Source organism: Methanohalophilus sp. WG1-DM (assembly GCF_004104135.1).
GTDB classification, from domain to species: domain Archaea; phylum Halobacteriota; class Methanosarcinia; order Methanosarcinales; family Methanosarcinaceae; genus Methanohalophilus; species Methanohalophilus euhalobius.
This window is the reverse complement of the sequence record NZ_RRBA01000001.1, coordinates 20,845-37,519: the sequence shown is the minus strand read 5'-3', so window position 1 is coordinate 37,519 and position 16,675 is coordinate 20,845. Positions and strand designations below refer to the sequence as shown.

Sequence of the window (16,675 nt, the reverse complement as noted above, 5' to 3'; positions counted from 1 at the left end):
CCTGCACACCTGCACCAGCATAGCCTTATATATTTATTAATTATCCGTATACCTAAATTCGCCTGAATGAGGCGGGGTTTATGGGCACATAATTCTCAGAAGTTGATAATTGCCTATTTCAAACGTCGTTCTGTTTTATGTTGTTCAAATTATAGTCCTCTCAATCAATTATGGTGATACAGGCAGGCAAAAAAACAGAATTTATATAAAATATATAAGAGTGCTGTATAATATATTTAAACTTCAGTTATTCCTTGAATTTTTATATTTTTCATATAGATTCCACGAATAATACATCGCTGCTGGAATAGTAAGGAGTAAAGAAATTGTTGCTGAATCCAGATAATTTCGAAGAATGCCAATTACAACATAAACCAATATTGCGGTTAAAACTACGAATAAAATTATTTTACCATATTTTATTTCAAATATTCCTTTAAAATAATTTAATATTTTATCTGGTAACATGCAATATTTTTCAAATATATAACGTTCAGTTAAATTAGTATAGGTCTTAAATAATCTAGGAGTTTCTATATTCCTTTCGTCATAATCAAAAACAAATGTATTTTCTTCGTTAGTTTGATAAAATGATTTTAATGATTGGTATACTTCAGTATATGGATTTACTTGAATTTCATCTCCCGTCTCTGAGAATTGATATATTATAAAACCATCATAAAAAGAATAGGATGCAATAGCAAAGTCTTCTTCCAATCTAGGACTATCAAAGTTAATCAGTTTTAATTCATCTTCATCTTCATAATCTTCTAAATACCTTGCATCGACGCATGTAAGAGGTGTTAATAGCAAGTGATGTAAATGTTTTTTTAAACCTATTGACTCATATCGTGTATAACAAAAAACCTTGTGTTTTTGATTATTGTATTTTATATATCGAGATTCTAAAAATTCGTAACCCAAAAATTTGGTTATTATATTATTTAGAAATCTTCGGTTATTGCCAAAATCATCAAACTAATCATATACTTTAATAAATGAGTATTCACCAAATAAGCTTCCTCTAATTCGCTTTCCGCTAATATATCTTATTAAATTCTCTGACAAAAAATCCATATAAAATTTAGTAAATACAAAGAGGAGGATATACAAGAAAATAGATATTGGTAAATATTGGTTTAAAATAACATTTAAATACACACTGAAATTTTCCAATCCAATTTCATTTTTTTGCAATATATTATTAAAATAAAATATTACTGGTATCAATGGTGCTAAAAACAAACCATAATTATGCAAATTTTCATATTTCCTTAAAATTGAGACAAGCCCGATAAAAAAGAAAAAACCGTATAAGTAATGAACTATTAGTTGAAGCAGAAGAGTGTTTGTATCTATTGATAAAGAGAATGAACCTGACAATGAATAGTATAAATATAGTACAAGTCCAACAATATATAAAAATATTAATATTTTAATAAAATAAGTGTTTCTCTTTTTTTCCATACTTTTTGAACATTCTCACAGAGGTATATATGATTTTTGTAATAACCTTTTTTAGTAAATTCCCCCTTCCTCACAGCAGGAGCATTCAATTTAAGATTTTACACAAACCTCTTAATTAGCAACCAAGATTCTCTTTTTCAAGTTCAGATATCTTAATGGCAATTTTACTAATTTCTTGTAAACAAAATAATCTATTTTTATCTACTTTATCAACTAAAGCATCTGTGATTTCTAATTCATCTTTCTTGTAAGTAACACTTTTTTTCTTTTGGAGTACAATTTTTTCTTCCTGCTGATAAAAAGTTGCTTGATCATGTGCCACTCTATTCCTAATTCTTTGTACAAACCCAATGGCTTCACGAATCTCTTTTAGCCAATTTTCATCTATTTTTTCTGTCTTACAAATGTCTACAAAAATCTTTGTTTTTCTTCCAAAAGCCATATCAAATATAATTAAATCCTTTAAAACAAAAGTTCTGTAGCTTTGGGGATTTGCAAAGTAGTTAGCTATAAAGTAGTCCAACTGCGTTTCTATATGTAATGCCATTCCTAATATTTGGCCAGAATTTCTATGAAAAGCATTATTTAGCTCCTTTATCTTGTCTTCATTTTCCAAATTGAAGCCTCCAAGTAAACAAGTATCCAACATCAATAAGACAAAATAGTATTTTTGTTCTTATTTGTATGGATTCTTAAATATTCTAATTTGATTTGAATTATATCAAAAACTTACTCACTATTTTCCTATACTCCTCTTTCGATTGCTGAACCTTATTCAAGTAATGCGCACTGCCAACAGTAGTAGGTGCACGGCCCTGGATGAAATCAGCTATGCTTTCTGTGACCCCTTCTTTTATCATAAAATTCAAATGCCATTTTCGGATAGTCTTTGGAGATACACGATTATGCTTTGTAAGTTTTACCAATGAACTGTATGACTTTAGACTATTGATGCTTTTGAGTTCAGAGATAAAATATGTAGGGAAAAATATCTGGAAAGTTCTTTTTGTTCCACTTGAAAATGATGAGGTGGGATAATGAGCAATTTCCCCATCAACTACTATGTTAGCCTCATCAAAGTTTTCTAGCATGGCATATATGTGACTGAGTCGATTACCTGAGTACATAAGTAATTTGAATATGGGCTTAATTTCCTCTTCACATGCATTATATGCTTCCTGTACCTCCTCATCTGTGACATAAATCTCAACGACACCAGACTGATTGATTTTGATAAAACGCCTCCACTTTTCGATGCTGTATTCAGCTACATCATCGATATCCTCTTCCTCTAAATAGTTCAACAGATTACGAAGTCCACGCGTTGCTTTATCATTAAGTTGTTGTGATCGGAATTCCTGTGGCTTATGCACAACTGTGGTGTCAAAGAATCTTGTCAGAGAGTTGTAATAATCATTTTTGGTTCTTTCAGATATGGATCTTGCATATAACCAATTCTTAAATGATTCTTTATGGTTGGCCCATACATCATTTAGTAAAACCGGTTGCAGTTTTCCTCCAGCAGTCGGTTGATTTTCGCCTTGACATTCGAGGAGATGTACTCGCGAATCGCTACCAACGTCCTTCTTTACACGGCGAGGATCCTGAGTTCGAATCTCAGCGGGCCCACCAGACTTTTTATCGTCTTCTGATGTTGATTTTTCAAGATTGTTAAACTTATTTTTCAGATTATCTACTCTTGTCTCGAGGGCAGATTTGGTAGTTGGTTGTATAACTTCTATTTCACCATCAAAATCTTCGTCCAGCGAGATTATGAATAATGGAGTGCCTTTGTTGCAACTGATTGAATTACATGGCGGAAATGTGTGGGTAGAAAGTCAATACGGCAAATACAGTATATTCGGATTCAACCTTCCCTTAAGCCCCGATGATAAAAATCTACAATAAGGAGTGGAATCCCAAAAGCTCCACACCAATACTAAAATCGCAACAAATAGAATACTTTTTTACCCGATTATACTAAATACAATCATAGCTAATCTTATCAAAAGATTAACGTGGGGGTATTAGTTGATCAAAATTGTAATTGTAGCACTAACTTTGTTATTCTTATCAGCAGGCATGACAGGGGCCTGGCAACCGGAGACATGCAAGCAATGTCACAATGAACAATACATTATATGAAATTCTTCGGCACACGCGGATTCCCTGAAAGCGGCAGGAGGGTCGGTTGTTGACATTGAAAGTTGCACGGAATGCCACGTTGAATCCTCAATAAAGGAAACATAGGGAAGAGAAGATGTGGAGACAACTATTGAGCCAATTACGTGTGAAGTCTGCCATCGGCCTCCTGAAACAGGTTATGATTCACATATTGACAATCCGTCCAGCCATATACCAAAAGTGAATCTTTCCGCCGGGATGTGTGGCAACTGCCATACGGATTCACATCATCCTATTATTGATGAATGGGATGAGTATTCCTACAAAAAATTTGATATGGAATCGATGGCAAGTCATTCCGAACCCACTGATGTGGCGGAAACCTTCATTCTTGAAAGGGATAATTCCTGAGTCTCATTCAAAAGCACCGATGGTGCCATTGTTTCTCTGGAAGATGAAAGTATCGATGGTCTGAACCTGGATGAAGTTCCACAACCTGAAGATGTAGAAGAATGGCGTGTTACCTGTGTAGCCTGCCATGAACCACATTCCGCTGAATACCGTATAGAGGGGGCTCTTCTTTGTGGGAATTGTCATAACGGCATGGGTGCCACGGCAGATGGCATGACTACGGAAATCCACCATCCCAACTGGGAGATGTATAACGATTCCATCTATAACACAGGCAACCACCCTGAGGTCGGGTGTTTGGATTGTCATATGGCTTCAAGGGAGTATAATGACACCACACATGAAATAGCCGGGCATACCTTCGATTATGAACCCGAACTGCTATTCAGTTTGGAATCATCCGGGGAATGTTATGATTGCCATGATGAAGAATTTGCAGAAGTTATTGAAACAAGACAGGATTTGATTGCGCAAAGGATTGAAGAACTTAAAAGTGTACAGAACAATGCCAGTGTTGCTCTGGAAAATCTCAATGGTACGGCTTCCTATGAGACAAAACTTGAAGACTACAACAATGCAGTCTTTTACATGCATTTTGTTGAAGAGGACGGATGTCTTGGCATTCACAACATGGAAAAGGCCAATGAATATCTGGACAAATCAGAAAAATTATTCAATTCTGTAACTGAAACTGAAGAGCCTGTTGAGCAACCCGGATTTGAAGCAATTGTTGCAGTCTTTGGCCTGATGTTTATGTTCTGGATAGCAAAGAAAAGGGATTGAATTATCCCTTAACTTTTACTTTTCTTTGTTCTTTTCAATTTGCTCTCTGAGTGCCTTAATACCTACTGTGTCTTTTTCAACCCTCACCATTATATCACCTGTAAAGGGCATTTTATACGCCGGCTTCACATCATTTCAAGCTGGCAATTCCAAAACTCCCTAATAAAAATAAAATATCTTCAGTAATAAGTGTATGTAACTATCTGGAAATACCTGGAGGGATACAGATTAATAATTAGATTCAATTGGATAGAAGATCACATGCCTTATGTGAAATTTTGCCAGATCAAGAATCTGTTCTTCCAGATAAGATTTAGAGGGAAATTCGGGGAGGGATGTAGGAAAGAATGAATCCTTTATTTGTTCTCCCACTATATCGTCACAACCTCTTTCAACCTGTATTATCGTAGAACCTTCGCAATATTCAGCATCAACAAGCACATTATCCCTGTCCCCATCAGTAATTCCTATCAATGGTATTTCCAGACGTTTCAGGATGCTTCCTGCAATAGCCGTTGTGTCATCCCCAACTGAAATTGCTAGGTCCGCTTTTCTTGCAAGTTCGAATGTCCTTTCCGCTTCATGGTTAATAATTACGGCCCTACATAACTGGTGCTTATGAACATCAATTCTTTCCCTGTTCATTGATTCCAGAACAGGAGTGCGGCGTAAATTTCCACTTTTTATCCACGCATTTTCAGGGTCAATCTTACCGATGTATGAAGCAAGTTTTTCCACACCATGTTTTTTCAATTGTCCGCCCTTGATAGCAATAATAATCCCATCCTCAAATATTAATTCCACATCCTCAGTATTGGCGTAACCGATTACAAGGCCGTTGACCATTATGGATTCTCCGGGCAGGACCCCTGAAATCATACGTATCGTTTTATTATCGTTTTTTCTGATAGATGGTTGCCTTGCAATTTCAGGGTACACCAGTGGCATACCCAATTTCCTGCATAGCCAGTATACATCGGAGTTTACATTTTGTCCCCTGTGAATAACTTTCCCATCCAAATTCCCGGGTCTTTCAACATGTACAAGGGGGACTTCAATATCCACTCTATCCGCCACCATATTCCCAAAAACAGTCCCGCTTTCAATGGTTTTTCCATGATTTAGCAGGAATACACAGTCACATTCTTTTGCAAGTTCAGTAATCGCCTCACTGGGTTTGCTCAAACTCCAGATGTCGATTAAATCTTCAAGAAAGGAATCCAGCACGGCCAGTTTACACATAGTCCCGGCGGCTACGGCATACACATCTGCTCTTGCTGAAAGAAGTTGTATTATTTTCCCTGCCCAGCCACTGTCTATTATTTCCGGGCCGTGTATTATAATTCCATATTTCATCCTGTCATCCTTGTACTTAATGTCTCATATGTGAAGATAAATTTATATCTTATCGATTCAAAACCTCAACCTGACAAAAGTCGGTCTATTCTGAGTAATATCCATCCCCTCCGTTTTACCGTCACATGCGACTTTTGTCTTCATTGCAAATAAATGAGGACCGACACAATGACCGTAATCACTGTACCCTATGGCAACGAAAGTATTGATGTCAACATTCCGGATTCCAATATGGGTGATATCCTGATGCCCTGTGAAATGGAAGTAGAATCTACCCCTGAGGAACTTGTTAAAAATGCCCTTGCAAATCCGGTAAATAGCAAAAAACTTTCAGAAATCGTAACACCGAATTCCAATGTAGCCATCATAGTCAGTGATATTACCCGTCCATCCCCCTCTGCAACAATGCTCCCAACACTTCTTGAAGAATTGAAATCCGGAGGATGTACCGAAGAAAATGTAACGGTGGTCTGTGCTCTGGGACTTCATCGCCAGCAAACTGAAGAAGAGATTAAAAAAATACTGGGCCCTCTTTATGGAAACGTCAGATTTGTTGAACATAATAAAGAGAATTGTGTAAAGGTGGGAACAACTTCCAGAGGGACTCCGGTAGAAATATCCAAAGAAGTTTATGAGTCTGATATAGTAGTGTGTACCGGTAATATTGAATTCCATTATTATGCAGGTTACAGTGGAGGTGCAAAAGCAATCCTTCCCGGGGTGAGTTCCAATAATTCTGTTATTACAAACCATAAGATGATGACTATTGAAGAGGCAACTACCGGCAATATCGACAGTCCTGTAAGACAGGATATGGAGGAAGCGGCTCAAATATTCGGCCCGGATTTTTTACTCAATGTGGTCCTCAACAGCAAAAAGGAAATCGTCAGGGCTGTAGCCGGTAATATTATAGCTGCCCACCGAAAAGGAGTTGAATGTGTGGATAAAATGTACAAGGTGGAAGTGGAACCTGCAGATGTAGTCATTACAGCAACCGATGTCTCAAAAGGGATGAACCTCTATCAGGCCTACAAACCGCTGGACAATGCAAAAATGGCAGTTATTGACGGAGGCACCATCCTGCTTGCAGCCCCATGCAGGGAAGGGTTTGGTCATGAAATATTTGAGCGCTGGAGCCGACAATGCAGTTGTCCTGTGGAAACAATTGAAAAATTCAACTCAAATTTTGAGTTTGGGGGACATAAAGCGGCATTTATAGCACAGCTTGCAATGAAACATGATTTGCTCATGTATTCAGAAATGCCTGAAAAGGATGTACAGGACGTGTTTTTCAAGCCTGTACCAGACATCCAGCAGGCGATTGATTCAATCATTGCAAAAAATCCGGCCGTGAGAATCCATTTCATGCCCCATGGCCAGAGTACCCTGCCGATTCAAAAGTCGAGAATTTAAGAGACTGCTTACTTATGCGTGATCATGTACCCAGAAATCACCTTCCATGGTAACTTCTTTTTTCCATATGGGCACCTCTGACTTTACTCTTTCAATCGCATCACTCAGGGCTTTAAATAACTCCTGTCTGTGGGCCGATGCTACAGCAATATACACAATATCCTCTCCCCGCATTAGTCGGCCACTTTTGTGATGGATTAACACTTCGATAATTCCTTCTCTTTGTTTGAGGTCATTACATATCTTTTCTATACGTTCATCAGCAACACTCTCATATTTTTCAAATTCGAGCATTTTTGTGCTGATATCATCTGTCTCCCCTCTTACCACACCGGTGAAAGTACCGATACTTCCAGTCAGAGGAAATTCAGGCATATGACGTATTCTGTCAATCATACTGTTCAGGGTTACGAATTCCGATGTTTGCTGTACAATTCCTGCAACTTCGTCCATATCCCAGTCCGAACAAGGAGCAAGCCTGAGTACAACATTCCCTGCTTCCTCATCCATCTCTCCCAGCATTATTTTGGGCAAATCACTATTTGTAGCGCCTTCCACGACAGCGTAATCCATCCCCCTGTCAGCAAGGACTTCAAGAGCTTCATCCAGGCCTGCCCCACGCTGAATAGAAACCATACCTTCCTCTGAGACTGCAGTCACGTTTTCAGCGCCAGAATCAAAATGTTTACCCGTATCTTTTTTTGGGGAATCAAAGCGATGATCATGCATGATTTTGACAGTACCAACTTTACCTTTCAAAGCAAGTTTTTCCACCAGCCTGCAAACAAAAGTTGTCTTGCCGGTATTTTTGTAACCAATAACAGCTACGGCTTTCATAATTATGGCATGGAATTATAAATATAAGTAGGCATTGGATAGACTGACATAATTTGATAATTAAGAAATATTACGTATTATTTATATATAAGAGGATTATTTACTCAATGTATGGATGAGCAGAAATTAAGGGTACAGGATATGCCCCAGGAAGAAAGGCCAAGGGAGAGAATTGCAAAATATGGACCTTCGAACCTTTCCAATACGGAATTGCTTGCAATAATCCTGCGAACCGGAACTGCAAAGGAAAATGTGATCAACCTGTGCAGTCGTATTTTTGCAAATTATTCTATCAAAAATTTAAGTCAGGCCAATATCACAAAGCTGACCGAAATCCATGGAGTAGGGATTGCAAAGGCTTCCCAGATCTCTGCTATATTCGAACTGGCTCGCAGGCTTGAGAAACATTCAGATGAGCCACTGCCACGTATCCGTTCCCCGGATGATGTGTACAAACTCCTGTATCCCCAGTTGAGGTGCCAGAAAAAAGAACATCTTACAACCCTTCACCTTGACACCAAAAATCAGGTCCTACGGGAAGATGTGGTATCAATAGGCAGCCTCAATGCCAATATTGTTCATCCAAGGGAGGTATTCAAATCAGCCCTTCTGGAATCAGCAGCCTCTGTAATTCTTACACACAATCATCCATCGGGAGATCCCACACCAAGCAGGGAAGATATAAATATTACCCGTAAACTCGTAGACGGAGGGAAAATACTCGGAATTGATGTACTGGATCATGTGATAATCGGGGAAGGAAAATTTGTGAGTTTGAAGGATGAAGGATATATTTCCTGACAAAAGATTTAAAGCATTTTCCGACAATTATCCAGCCGAATGAAAGAGATAGAACTTGATGAACCATACTCCATCCCTTACAGGGCAATCTATGCCATATGTGATGAAACGGATGAATGTGCGGAGATAATTGAACATAGTAATTGTTATGGTGGTGCTGCATGGGCCAGGCACCATTATTCCCACTCCCCTATTGTCCGGCAGGTAAGGACACTGGGAAATATGACTCGCTATCTTGTAAAAACCGGTAATGTACCCCTTGAACTAAAGCCATCGTCTGCCGCTGCAGGTATTGAAGCGGTGGAAATCAAAGATAATGAGGTTGCAATTACCTATGCCGGACTGGGTGGGGGAGGCGTCGGTGCCACGCGTTGTCGTGCACAGGCAGCCGGGGTCCTACACTCAGAAACTACTCCCTCTGGAGGTGGGAAGGCGGCAAAAGGTACCATCATTGTCCCAAAACGCAAGCGTGTACTCGTGGGAATTGATGATACTGACAACAAAGAAACAGGTGCTACCTGGTGTCTGACCCACAACATCGCAAAAGAACTGGATTGTGTGGAAAGTGTGTACCTCTCCCACTCCCTGGTGCAACTTTTCCCTGTATCGGCAAAAACCCAGAACTGTGTTTCAACAGTCCTGGAATTTGGATGTGTGAATGAAAGGGCACAGAATGCACTCCTTGAAAATATCCGCAGTGCACTGGAAAAGTACAGTGTATCAAAGGATACGGGAATGGTTGTCCTCGACTCCTTTAATGCTTCCAGCATTAAGGAATACAGCAGATTGTGCAGGTCTGCTGAGCTGACCTATGAGTTTGCAATGGAGTATGCTGAAAATCATGGTGTGGATGTCTGGATTGATGGTAAAGGCGTAATAGGTGCCCTTGCTGCCCTACCCTGGTTTGCCAGACCGGATGATTCGGTAATAATGGATGCTGAACTCCCATGAATGAGCGTCAAATAAGCGGCAAAGATGTGATATTAAAGGCTGCCGGCCTGCTGGAAGTTAAGCTGGTCAGTGCGGTTGCCGGCTATCCTGTTACTTCGATTGTGAATCTATTCAGAAATGATGATTTTTGGGCAGACAATACTTTCTGGATGATTAATGAAAAAGTGGCTCTTGAAACTGCCCTGGGGGCCTCGGTTGCCGGACGCAGGTCTTTTGTCCTGACAAAACATGTGGGCATGAATGTACTCTGTGACCCTCTGGTTACATCCGCCACCCATACAATAGGCGCAGGTTTAGTGATAATCGCAGGGGATGACCCCGGCGCAAAAGCCTCCCAGAATGAACAGGACTCACGCTATTTCGGACCCCTGGCCGAAGTACCTGTCTTTGATCCTGCAACTCCTGAAAAGTTGTTTGATTCACTGAAAGAAGCAATCGAACTTTCGGAAAAGGCAAGTATTCCCGTTATAGTCAGAGTAACTTCCCGTCTTCTGGAATCGTTTTGTGAAAGTGCTTTATTGCGACCAAAAGGGTCGGTACCACCTGAATTTGACAGGTCTGTATGGGACTACACCATGAAGGGGAAGCATCAGCGTTTCCATTCAATGTCATACCCTTTAATGGGAGATTATTCCCAATCACAGGATTGTCTGTGTCATATCGATACAACAAAAACAGGCATTATTTCCTCAGGTTATCCTGCCTGCCTTGTGGAAAAATTCATTGAAGAAAGCAATTCCCGGATTTCACATCTGGCTCTGGACATGGTTTATCCACTGCCAATTAAAAAATTGAAAAGATTTATTGATCACCATGAATATGTGCTTGTGGTTGAGGAAACAGAAGATTACATAGAATCTCATATTTCAATCGAAGACACCATAAAGGGCAAATCCACAGGACATATACCCCATGGTAAAATAGAAAAAGAACATATACTGCATGCTCTTGAAAATATCAAAAAAACACATATGGATAAAGTGGTTAAACCAGAGACTATTAAAGAGAGAGGGCCACGTTCTATCTGTGATACATGCCCCTATCTGTCTCTCTACAGAGTGCTTGGTACAATAGATAAACCAATTGCAGGGGACATGGGTTGTTCCATATTAAGTACTTCTGCACCTCTTCAGGCCGTGGATACAGGTTTTGCACTTGGCTCTGCCATATCGGTCGCCTGTGGTTTCAAAGGAAAAGGTATTGCAGTCATCGGGGATTTTGGTCTGGCACATACAGGAATGCAGGGATTGATCAATGCAAAATCCAACGGTTTTGACCTGCTGGTTATTATCCTGCAGAACGATGTTGCAGCTATGACGGGAGGACAGGATGTAGCGGACCTTACTCATGTTCTTGAAGCACTTCATGATGACATTGAAGTGGTAGATTTTGCAGAAAAAATCAAAGAAAGAGAATTGCAGGCCCTTCTGATGGAAAAAATGGAAAAAAAAGGAATATCCATAATACTTGCAAAAGGTACATGTCCCAAATACTGAGGAGATACTCTATGGTAAAAGTTGCCTGTATCCAGATGGACATTGAGCATTGTAATAAGAAAACAAACATTGAAAAAGCCCTCGCTATGGCTAATCGGGGCCTTGCCATGGGTGCTGAAATAATTGTATTCCCGGAAGTGTTTTCCACAGGTTTCTGTTATGAACAGATGGATAAACTGGCTGAAAAGTCCCCCTACCCCACAGTAGGACAACTTGCGGATTTTTCAAAAAAAAATAAATGCATCCTTATCGGTTCAATAGTGGAAGAACTGGATGCTAAAACCAAACCCTATGCCAATCTTGGGTTCTGTATTGAAAGCGGTATAATTCGGGGAACCTATCACAAAATTCACCCCTTCGGGGAAGAAAAAGGTCACTTTACCCCGGGTGATTCCATTCAGCCCATAAAACTTGAGAATATATGTATCGGATTGGAAATATGCTACGAGATAAGGTTTCCTGAAGTGGCACGCAAACTTGTGCTTGAAGGAGCCGACTTACTGGTGACTATTGCCCAATTTCCGGATCCGCGGGGCAATCACTGGAGAATCCTGGGTCCTGCCAGGGCAGTGGAAAACCAGATTCCTCATGTGATGTGTAACCGCACAGGAAAAGACCCTACCAAATCGTTCCCTGGAAGTTCCATGATTATTGATGCCCTGGGGAATACTCTTGCAGATTCCGGCCGCGATGAATGCATAATCATAGCAGACATCGACCTCTCACTTGCCAAAGAACTATCCAGTAAAATACCTGTACTGAATGACCGTAGGAGAGATCTGTATTCCAATTGAAATTCAGATACTAACTTCGATACCCAGGATTTGCTTTTTGCCTTTTGCAATATCCCTGGCCATTCGGGCACATCCAGTAGCTGCACTCCATTTTCCCAGAATCCAGGGTTTCATATCCAGATAGTGATGTATTTTTTCCACAAGAGGATCCACTTCTGCCATAGAACCTGCAAGAAAAAGACGATCACATGTTGAATAATCCTTTAGCAAAACTTTCATGGCTTCTATTTCCATGGATGCAAAAAGAGCAAGAGTATCAATTGCTAATTTTGCCTGATCTTCATTATCTTTTAATCCATCAAGCAAATCTGCAGTGTTTTTATAAGATGTATTTTTCAGCACACCACTGTTCATGAAAGCCTCATTTGCACCACACTTCCCGGCATCAATCTGCCTTATTGATTCAAGATCAAGAGGGCCGTGTACGGTACCGGGTGCGAAAATACAGGCATCAAGGGCACCTACAACCGCCCCGTTTGCAACAGCCAGAGTTACAGTATTTGAACTGATATCTGATACAATGAAATTATTAATACCCCTGGATAATGCATCATAGGCAATTCCAAGTTTTTCAGGGCTTGTGGAATGAGAAAATACGTTCATTCGAGAATCAGTATGGCTTTGTGAATGTATCCCGGGTATTACAACTGCGGGGATTTGTGTCTTCTTGATAGTATCAAACACCAGAGTTCCCGCACCGGTCTTTTTACCGACTCCTTCAATACTTCTTACTCCACGATTGTGGACATCCTGTATATCCATAATATTGACAATTCCATCTCCCATAGAATAAGTCAGGGCAATCATTTCAATCTGTTTGATATTGATATTGAATTGCTTTTGGATTAATTCAAGAATTTGACTGTCTTCCATTTCTTTCATGTCTGTTCGGGGAACTTCAAAATAGAAGGATTTTCCATGTTTATCAAGAGCTGCAAAACGCATTGCATTTGTGCCGTGATCAATACCCAGATACATACCCGGGATCACTCCATAAACATTGCATTTATTTCCTGCATTATTCTTTCCCCTTCTTCTTCTTTCCCAACGCTTGTAACGATTCTTACCTCCTGGGAAGAAGTACCATGTGTCAGGAGAGCCCTCAAATTGCCTCTACTATCCGGACGAAGAAGTTTTACATCTATCTTCCCCCCGGGTGCACTCTTTCCTTTAACAGTAATTACTGAAGGGATTATTCTTTTGACATCTGGATGATTACTGATTATTTTGAGCAGTTTGTTGCCATGTCTACCACCTATGATGGTGGAATGCGAACCCCCAAGCTTGCTCTGTAAGGTTGAATTAGGAGTCATATATAGGAGCCGTGGTTTTACTTTTCAAAAAAAAAGAAAGATTAGATGCTTTGCACATCACCCATATCCAGCAATGAAATTCCTTGTTCATAAAGCGTTTCAACAGCGGTTTTCAAATCATTAACGCGTATTATGAGAAACGCTTTTTCTGTTTTTGTAACAAAAGCGTAAGCATAATCGATGTTGACACCTTTTTTGCCAAGTACCTCTGCTATTGTTGCAAGCTGGCCGGGTACATCTTCCATTTGTATACCCAGAACATCTGTTTCGGAAACTGTAAAACCTGCATCATGCAATACACGATGTGCTTTTTCCGGCTTGTCTACTACCATCCTTATAATTCCGAAATCCCCTGCTTCAGCGATAGTAAATGCCCTTATATTGACGGATGCCTCTTTGAAGCTGGATGCAATATTTGCAAGGTGGCCGGGCTTATTCTCTGCAAAGAGTGATATTTGTTTGATAAATTTCTCATCCATGGAATCATCAACCTGTGGTGTTATGGTCTATAAATTATCCTGAAATTCTTTATAGCTTTCTATTATCAATTATCTTTTTGGATTTACCAATAGACCGCGGAATTGTCCCATGTTCTACAAGTTCGACACCAACAGAAAGATTGAGCACACTCTTTAGAGCAGAGGCAACTTTTTTCTCCAGTGAGATTATGTCATTGACCTTGTCACTGAATGCTTCATCATTCATTTCAATCTGTATTTTCATTGTATCCATTTCATTGATACGATCCACATGTATCATGAAATGTTCTCCAACTTCGGGTATTTTCATAAGCACGGATTCTACCTGTCCCGGGAATACGTTGATTCCACGGATAATCAGCATATCATCCACACGTCCGGTCACCCTCATTATTCTGGGATGTGTGCGCCCGCATTCACAGGGTTGCTTGTTCAGAATTGTACAATCTCCTATCCTGTATCGGATAAGAGGCAGGGCTTCTTTTGTAAGAGTGGTTATTACAAGTTCTCCCCTTTCTCCTTCTGGTAGAGTATCTCCAGTTTCAGGATCGATTATTTCCACAATAAACTGGTCGCCCCAGATATGAATTCCATCCTGGCAAGTACACTCAGTAAAAAGTGGCCCACTGAGTTCAGAGGTACCAAACACATCATACGCCTTGATGCCTGTAGCGTCTTCCATACGCTTGCGCATTTCCTCAGTCCAGGGTTCGGCTCCGAATATACCGGTTTTCAGGCCGGTATCCTCCTGGAAATCAATACCCTTATCCTTTGCTTCTTCTGCCATGTAAAGGAAGTAAGAAGGAGTACATGCAAGCGTTGTGGTACCAAGATCCTGCATCAGTTCAAGCTGTTTATCGGTGTTACCAACACTAATCGGCAGGACGGTGGAACCCACTTCTTCAGCACCATAATGCAGTCCGAGTCCACCTGTAAAAAGACCGTAGCCGTAACTTACCTGAAGGACATCCCCACGGCCCACACCAATTGATGTTAATGCTCTTCCCAGGGACTTTGCCCACTCATGAATGTCATTTTTGGTATAACCCACAACAGTAGGTTTGCCAGTGGTACCTGAAGAAACATGATAGCGTACAAGCTGTGTATCAGGTACACAAAACATTCCTTTAGGATAATTGTCCCTGAGGTCCTGTTTATAGGTAAACGGAAGCTTTTGCAGGTCCTCCAGAGTCCTGATATCTTCCGGTTTCACCCCGGCTTCATCAAAACGTTTTTTGTAAAAAGGAGAGTGAGTATAGACATAGTCTACAAGATGGCGCAACCGCTCCTCCTGAATCTGTTCCAGCTCATCAAGGGGCATTCTTTCAATCTGTGGGTTCCAGTATTCGATCATGTTATCACATAACAGATATTTTGTCATGTACAAAGTACATCATTATATATAATATTTGAAATTAAGATTTATAAACTAGACGGATTCGTCTTATTCCGGAGAACTTCAATAACCTTTTGTTTGCAGGCCCAAAGTATCTCTTCCATATCGGCAACTACATCGATACCCGCAGCACCTGCATGTCCTCCACCTGTGCCATTGTAATCAGCACTCACATCTTCCATGATCTGACCCAGATTTACTCCGGCATTTACAGCATCTCTCTTTGCCCTTCCGCTAACCCGGATAGAGTTTTCTTTCAACGTACCTACAAATGCAACATCAGCACCTATATTGATCAGCATTGAAGAAGCAGAACCTCCAAAAGAGCTTACATGAGAGGTAGCCACAAGCCAACTTTCCACTCTTTCAATCTCCGCACGATTGGCCGTCTTTAGCATGGCAATACGCATAGACACATCCTGTGGAGTGGAAGCCATCAGCTCCAGTACTTCCGCATATTCAACACCGCTACTTTCAATAATATTAGAAAATGTGCGGAAAGTATCACTTGTTGCATGTTTGAAATGCCCGGTATCGGTCACTATCCCTGTCATGAGCCCCACAGCAGTACGGTTCATAATAGGGGCACCCATGCATTTCAGTACATCATAAACTATTTCTGCAACAGATGTCTTATTGCGGTGCAGATAAAATGCTGCATTCTCTGTAAGAGCAGTTGTTGCGTGGTGATCAATCACGCCATAGTGACATAATTCAATATCATTTAACTGTGCAATTGTTGAAGTATCTACTACAACCGTAAGATCGTAGGCTTCGGGGTTTGGGTTTTCCACAACATCAATCTCAAGTTTGTCAACCAGCAAAGAAGCAACACGATTGCAACCATCAACCAGCCCTACTTTGCCTCCAATAGCTTCAGATAGAGCAAAGGCACTGCTTACAGCATCGGGGTCAGCGTTGCGATGACATAGATACAGGATATTATGGTAGTCAAGAAGTTTGTTGTAGAATCCCTCTTCATCTACTTTCATTTCAACCTCTACTATCACTACCCGCAATTGTGCCGGCAAATGATAGTTGGCAGGCAGGTCAG

Annotated in this window: 19 protein-coding genes; 7 read left to right on the top strand and 12 right to left on the bottom strand. The window is 40.3% G+C overall.

Annotation, left to right across the window (positions count from 1 at the left end; translation table 11 throughout):
• Window positions 1-243: 243 nt before the first annotated feature.
• The 4 genes from CI957_RS00215 to CI957_RS10540 all read right to left on the bottom strand — a co-directional run bounded on the left by CI957_RS00215 (window position 244) and on the right by CI957_RS10540 (window position 2,771).
• Window positions 244-813 carry a hypothetical protein gene (locus CI957_RS00215; RefSeq protein WP_128753974.1) on the bottom strand — a complete coding sequence of 190 codons (570 nt, stop codon included), beginning with the start codon at window positions 811-813 and terminating at the stop codon, window positions 244-246.
• A 165-nt stretch (window positions 814-978) separates the two neighbouring features.
• Entirely contained in the window at window positions 979-1,467 is a 489-nt protein-coding gene (locus CI957_RS00210) for a hypothetical protein (protein WP_128753973.1), read from the bottom strand.
• Between the two features lie 115 nt (window positions 1,468-1,582).
• On the bottom strand, window positions 1,583-2,083 hold the full coding sequence (locus CI957_RS00205; protein WP_128753972.1) for a hypothetical protein: 501 nt from the start codon (window positions 2,081-2,083) through the stop codon (window positions 1,583-1,585).
• Window positions 2,084-2,183: 100 nt separating this feature from the next.
• Window positions 2,184-2,771 carry an integrase gene (locus CI957_RS10540; RefSeq protein WP_164908981.1) on the bottom strand — a complete coding sequence of 196 codons (588 nt, stop codon included), beginning with the start codon at window positions 2,769-2,771 and terminating at the stop codon, window positions 2,184-2,186.
• Window positions 2,772-3,729: 958 nt separating this feature from the next.
• Between CI957_RS10540 and CI957_RS00195 the strand changes: the two genes are divergently transcribed.
• Window positions 3,730-4,002, top strand: a complete 273-nt coding sequence (locus CI957_RS00195; protein WP_096711571.1) for a hypothetical protein — start codon at window positions 3,730-3,732, stop codon at window positions 4,000-4,002.
• Window positions 4,003-4,005: 3 nt separating this feature from the next.
• On the opposite strand, the gene CI957_RS10535 is transcribed toward CI957_RS00195, so the two are convergent.
• A complete protein-coding gene (locus CI957_RS10535; protein WP_164908979.1) occupies window positions 4,006-4,311 on the bottom strand; it encodes a hypothetical protein in 306 nt (101 codons plus the stop codon).
• On the opposite strand from CI957_RS10535, the gene CI957_RS00185 reads away from it, so the two are divergent.
• Window positions 4,195-4,785 carry an ammonia-forming cytochrome c nitrite reductase subunit c552 gene (locus CI957_RS00185; RefSeq protein WP_096711572.1) on the top strand — a complete coding sequence of 197 codons (591 nt, stop codon included), beginning with the start codon at window positions 4,195-4,197 and terminating at the stop codon, window positions 4,783-4,785. The two genes, CI957_RS10535 and CI957_RS00185, sit on opposite strands and share 117 nt — an antisense overlap.
• A gap of 228 nt (window positions 4,786-5,013) precedes the next feature.
• On the opposite strand, the gene CI957_RS00180 is transcribed toward CI957_RS00185, so the two are convergent.
• Window positions 5,014-6,141 (bottom strand): DUF2117 family protein, encoded by a 1,128-nt coding sequence (locus CI957_RS00180; RefSeq protein WP_128753969.1) that lies wholly within the window; start codon window positions 6,139-6,141, stop codon window positions 5,014-5,016.
• Between the two features lie 168 nt (window positions 6,142-6,309).
• Between CI957_RS00180 and larA the strand changes: the two genes are divergently transcribed.
• Window positions 6,310-7,554: a nickel-dependent lactate racemase gene (larA, locus tag CI957_RS00175; RefSeq protein ID WP_128753968.1), complete on the top strand. Its 1,245-nt coding sequence runs from the start codon at window positions 6,310-6,312 to the stop codon at window positions 7,552-7,554.
• 12 nt (window positions 7,555-7,566) lie between these two features.
• Here the strand turns inward: larA and CI957_RS00170 are convergent, their stop codons facing one another.
• Complete coding sequence (locus CI957_RS00170; protein ID WP_128753967.1) at window positions 7,567-8,391, bottom strand: molybdopterin synthase; 825 nt, start codon at window positions 8,389-8,391, stop codon at window positions 7,567-7,569.
• A gap of 111 nt (window positions 8,392-8,502) precedes the next feature.
• Here CI957_RS00170 and radC point away from each other — a divergent pair, with 111 nt between their 5' ends.
• Genes radC through CI957_RS00150 form a run of 4 tightly spaced genes read left to right on the top strand, consistent with a single transcriptional unit; the run spans window position 8,503 to window position 12,433 of the window.
• The gene (radC, locus tag CI957_RS00165; RefSeq protein ID WP_105460533.1) at window positions 8,503-9,192 is read left to right on the top strand and encodes a DNA repair protein RadC; all 690 of its coding nucleotides are present in this window, start codon (window positions 8,503-8,505) and stop codon (window positions 9,190-9,192) included.
• Window positions 9,193-9,231: 39 nt separating this feature from the next.
• A complete protein-coding gene (gene mmp11, locus CI957_RS00160) occupies window positions 9,232-10,143 on the top strand; it encodes a methanogenesis marker protein 11 (RefSeq protein WP_096711577.1) in 912 nt (303 codons plus the stop codon).
• Window positions 10,140-11,639, top strand: coding sequence for a thiamine pyrophosphate-dependent enzyme (locus CI957_RS00155; RefSeq protein ID WP_128753966.1), 1,500 nt, complete (start codon window positions 10,140-10,142; stop codon window positions 11,637-11,639). The genes mmp11 and CI957_RS00155 overlap by 4 nt, the downstream gene beginning before the upstream one ends.
• Window positions 11,640-11,650: 11 nt before the next feature.
• Complete coding sequence (locus CI957_RS00150) at window positions 11,651-12,433, top strand: nitrilase-related carbon-nitrogen hydrolase (protein WP_128753965.1); 783 nt, start codon at window positions 11,651-11,653, stop codon at window positions 12,431-12,433.
• 3 nt (window positions 12,434-12,436) lie between these two features.
• On the opposite strand, the gene CI957_RS00145 is transcribed toward CI957_RS00150, so the two are convergent.
• From CI957_RS00145 to CI957_RS00125, 5 genes are all read right to left on the bottom strand, one after another.
• Window positions 12,437-13,411 (bottom strand): methanogenesis marker 12 protein, encoded by a 975-nt coding sequence (locus CI957_RS00145; protein ID WP_128753964.1) that lies wholly within the window; start codon window positions 13,409-13,411, stop codon window positions 12,437-12,439.
• A gap of 8 nt (window positions 13,412-13,419) precedes the next feature.
• Entirely contained in the window at window positions 13,420-13,746 is a 327-nt protein-coding gene (locus tag CI957_RS00140) for a DUF2103 domain-containing protein (RefSeq protein ID WP_128753963.1), read from the bottom strand.
• Window positions 13,747-13,787: 41 nt separating this feature from the next.
• Window positions 13,788-14,225 carry an ACT domain-containing protein gene (locus tag CI957_RS00135; RefSeq protein WP_096711582.1) on the bottom strand — a complete coding sequence of 146 codons (438 nt, stop codon included), beginning with the start codon at window positions 14,223-14,225 and terminating at the stop codon, window positions 13,788-13,790.
• 49 nt (window positions 14,226-14,274) lie between these two features.
• Window positions 14,275-15,579, bottom strand: a complete 1,305-nt coding sequence (locus tag CI957_RS00130) for a phenylacetate--CoA ligase family protein (RefSeq protein ID WP_105460529.1) — start codon at window positions 15,577-15,579, stop codon at window positions 14,275-14,277.
• A 68-nt stretch (window positions 15,580-15,647) separates the two neighbouring features.
• Window positions 15,648-16,613, bottom strand: coding sequence for a bifunctional oligoribonuclease/PAP phosphatase NrnA (locus tag CI957_RS00125; protein ID WP_128753962.1), 966 nt, complete (start codon window positions 16,611-16,613; stop codon window positions 15,648-15,650).
• Between the last annotated feature and the right edge of the window lie 62 nt (window positions 16,614-16,675).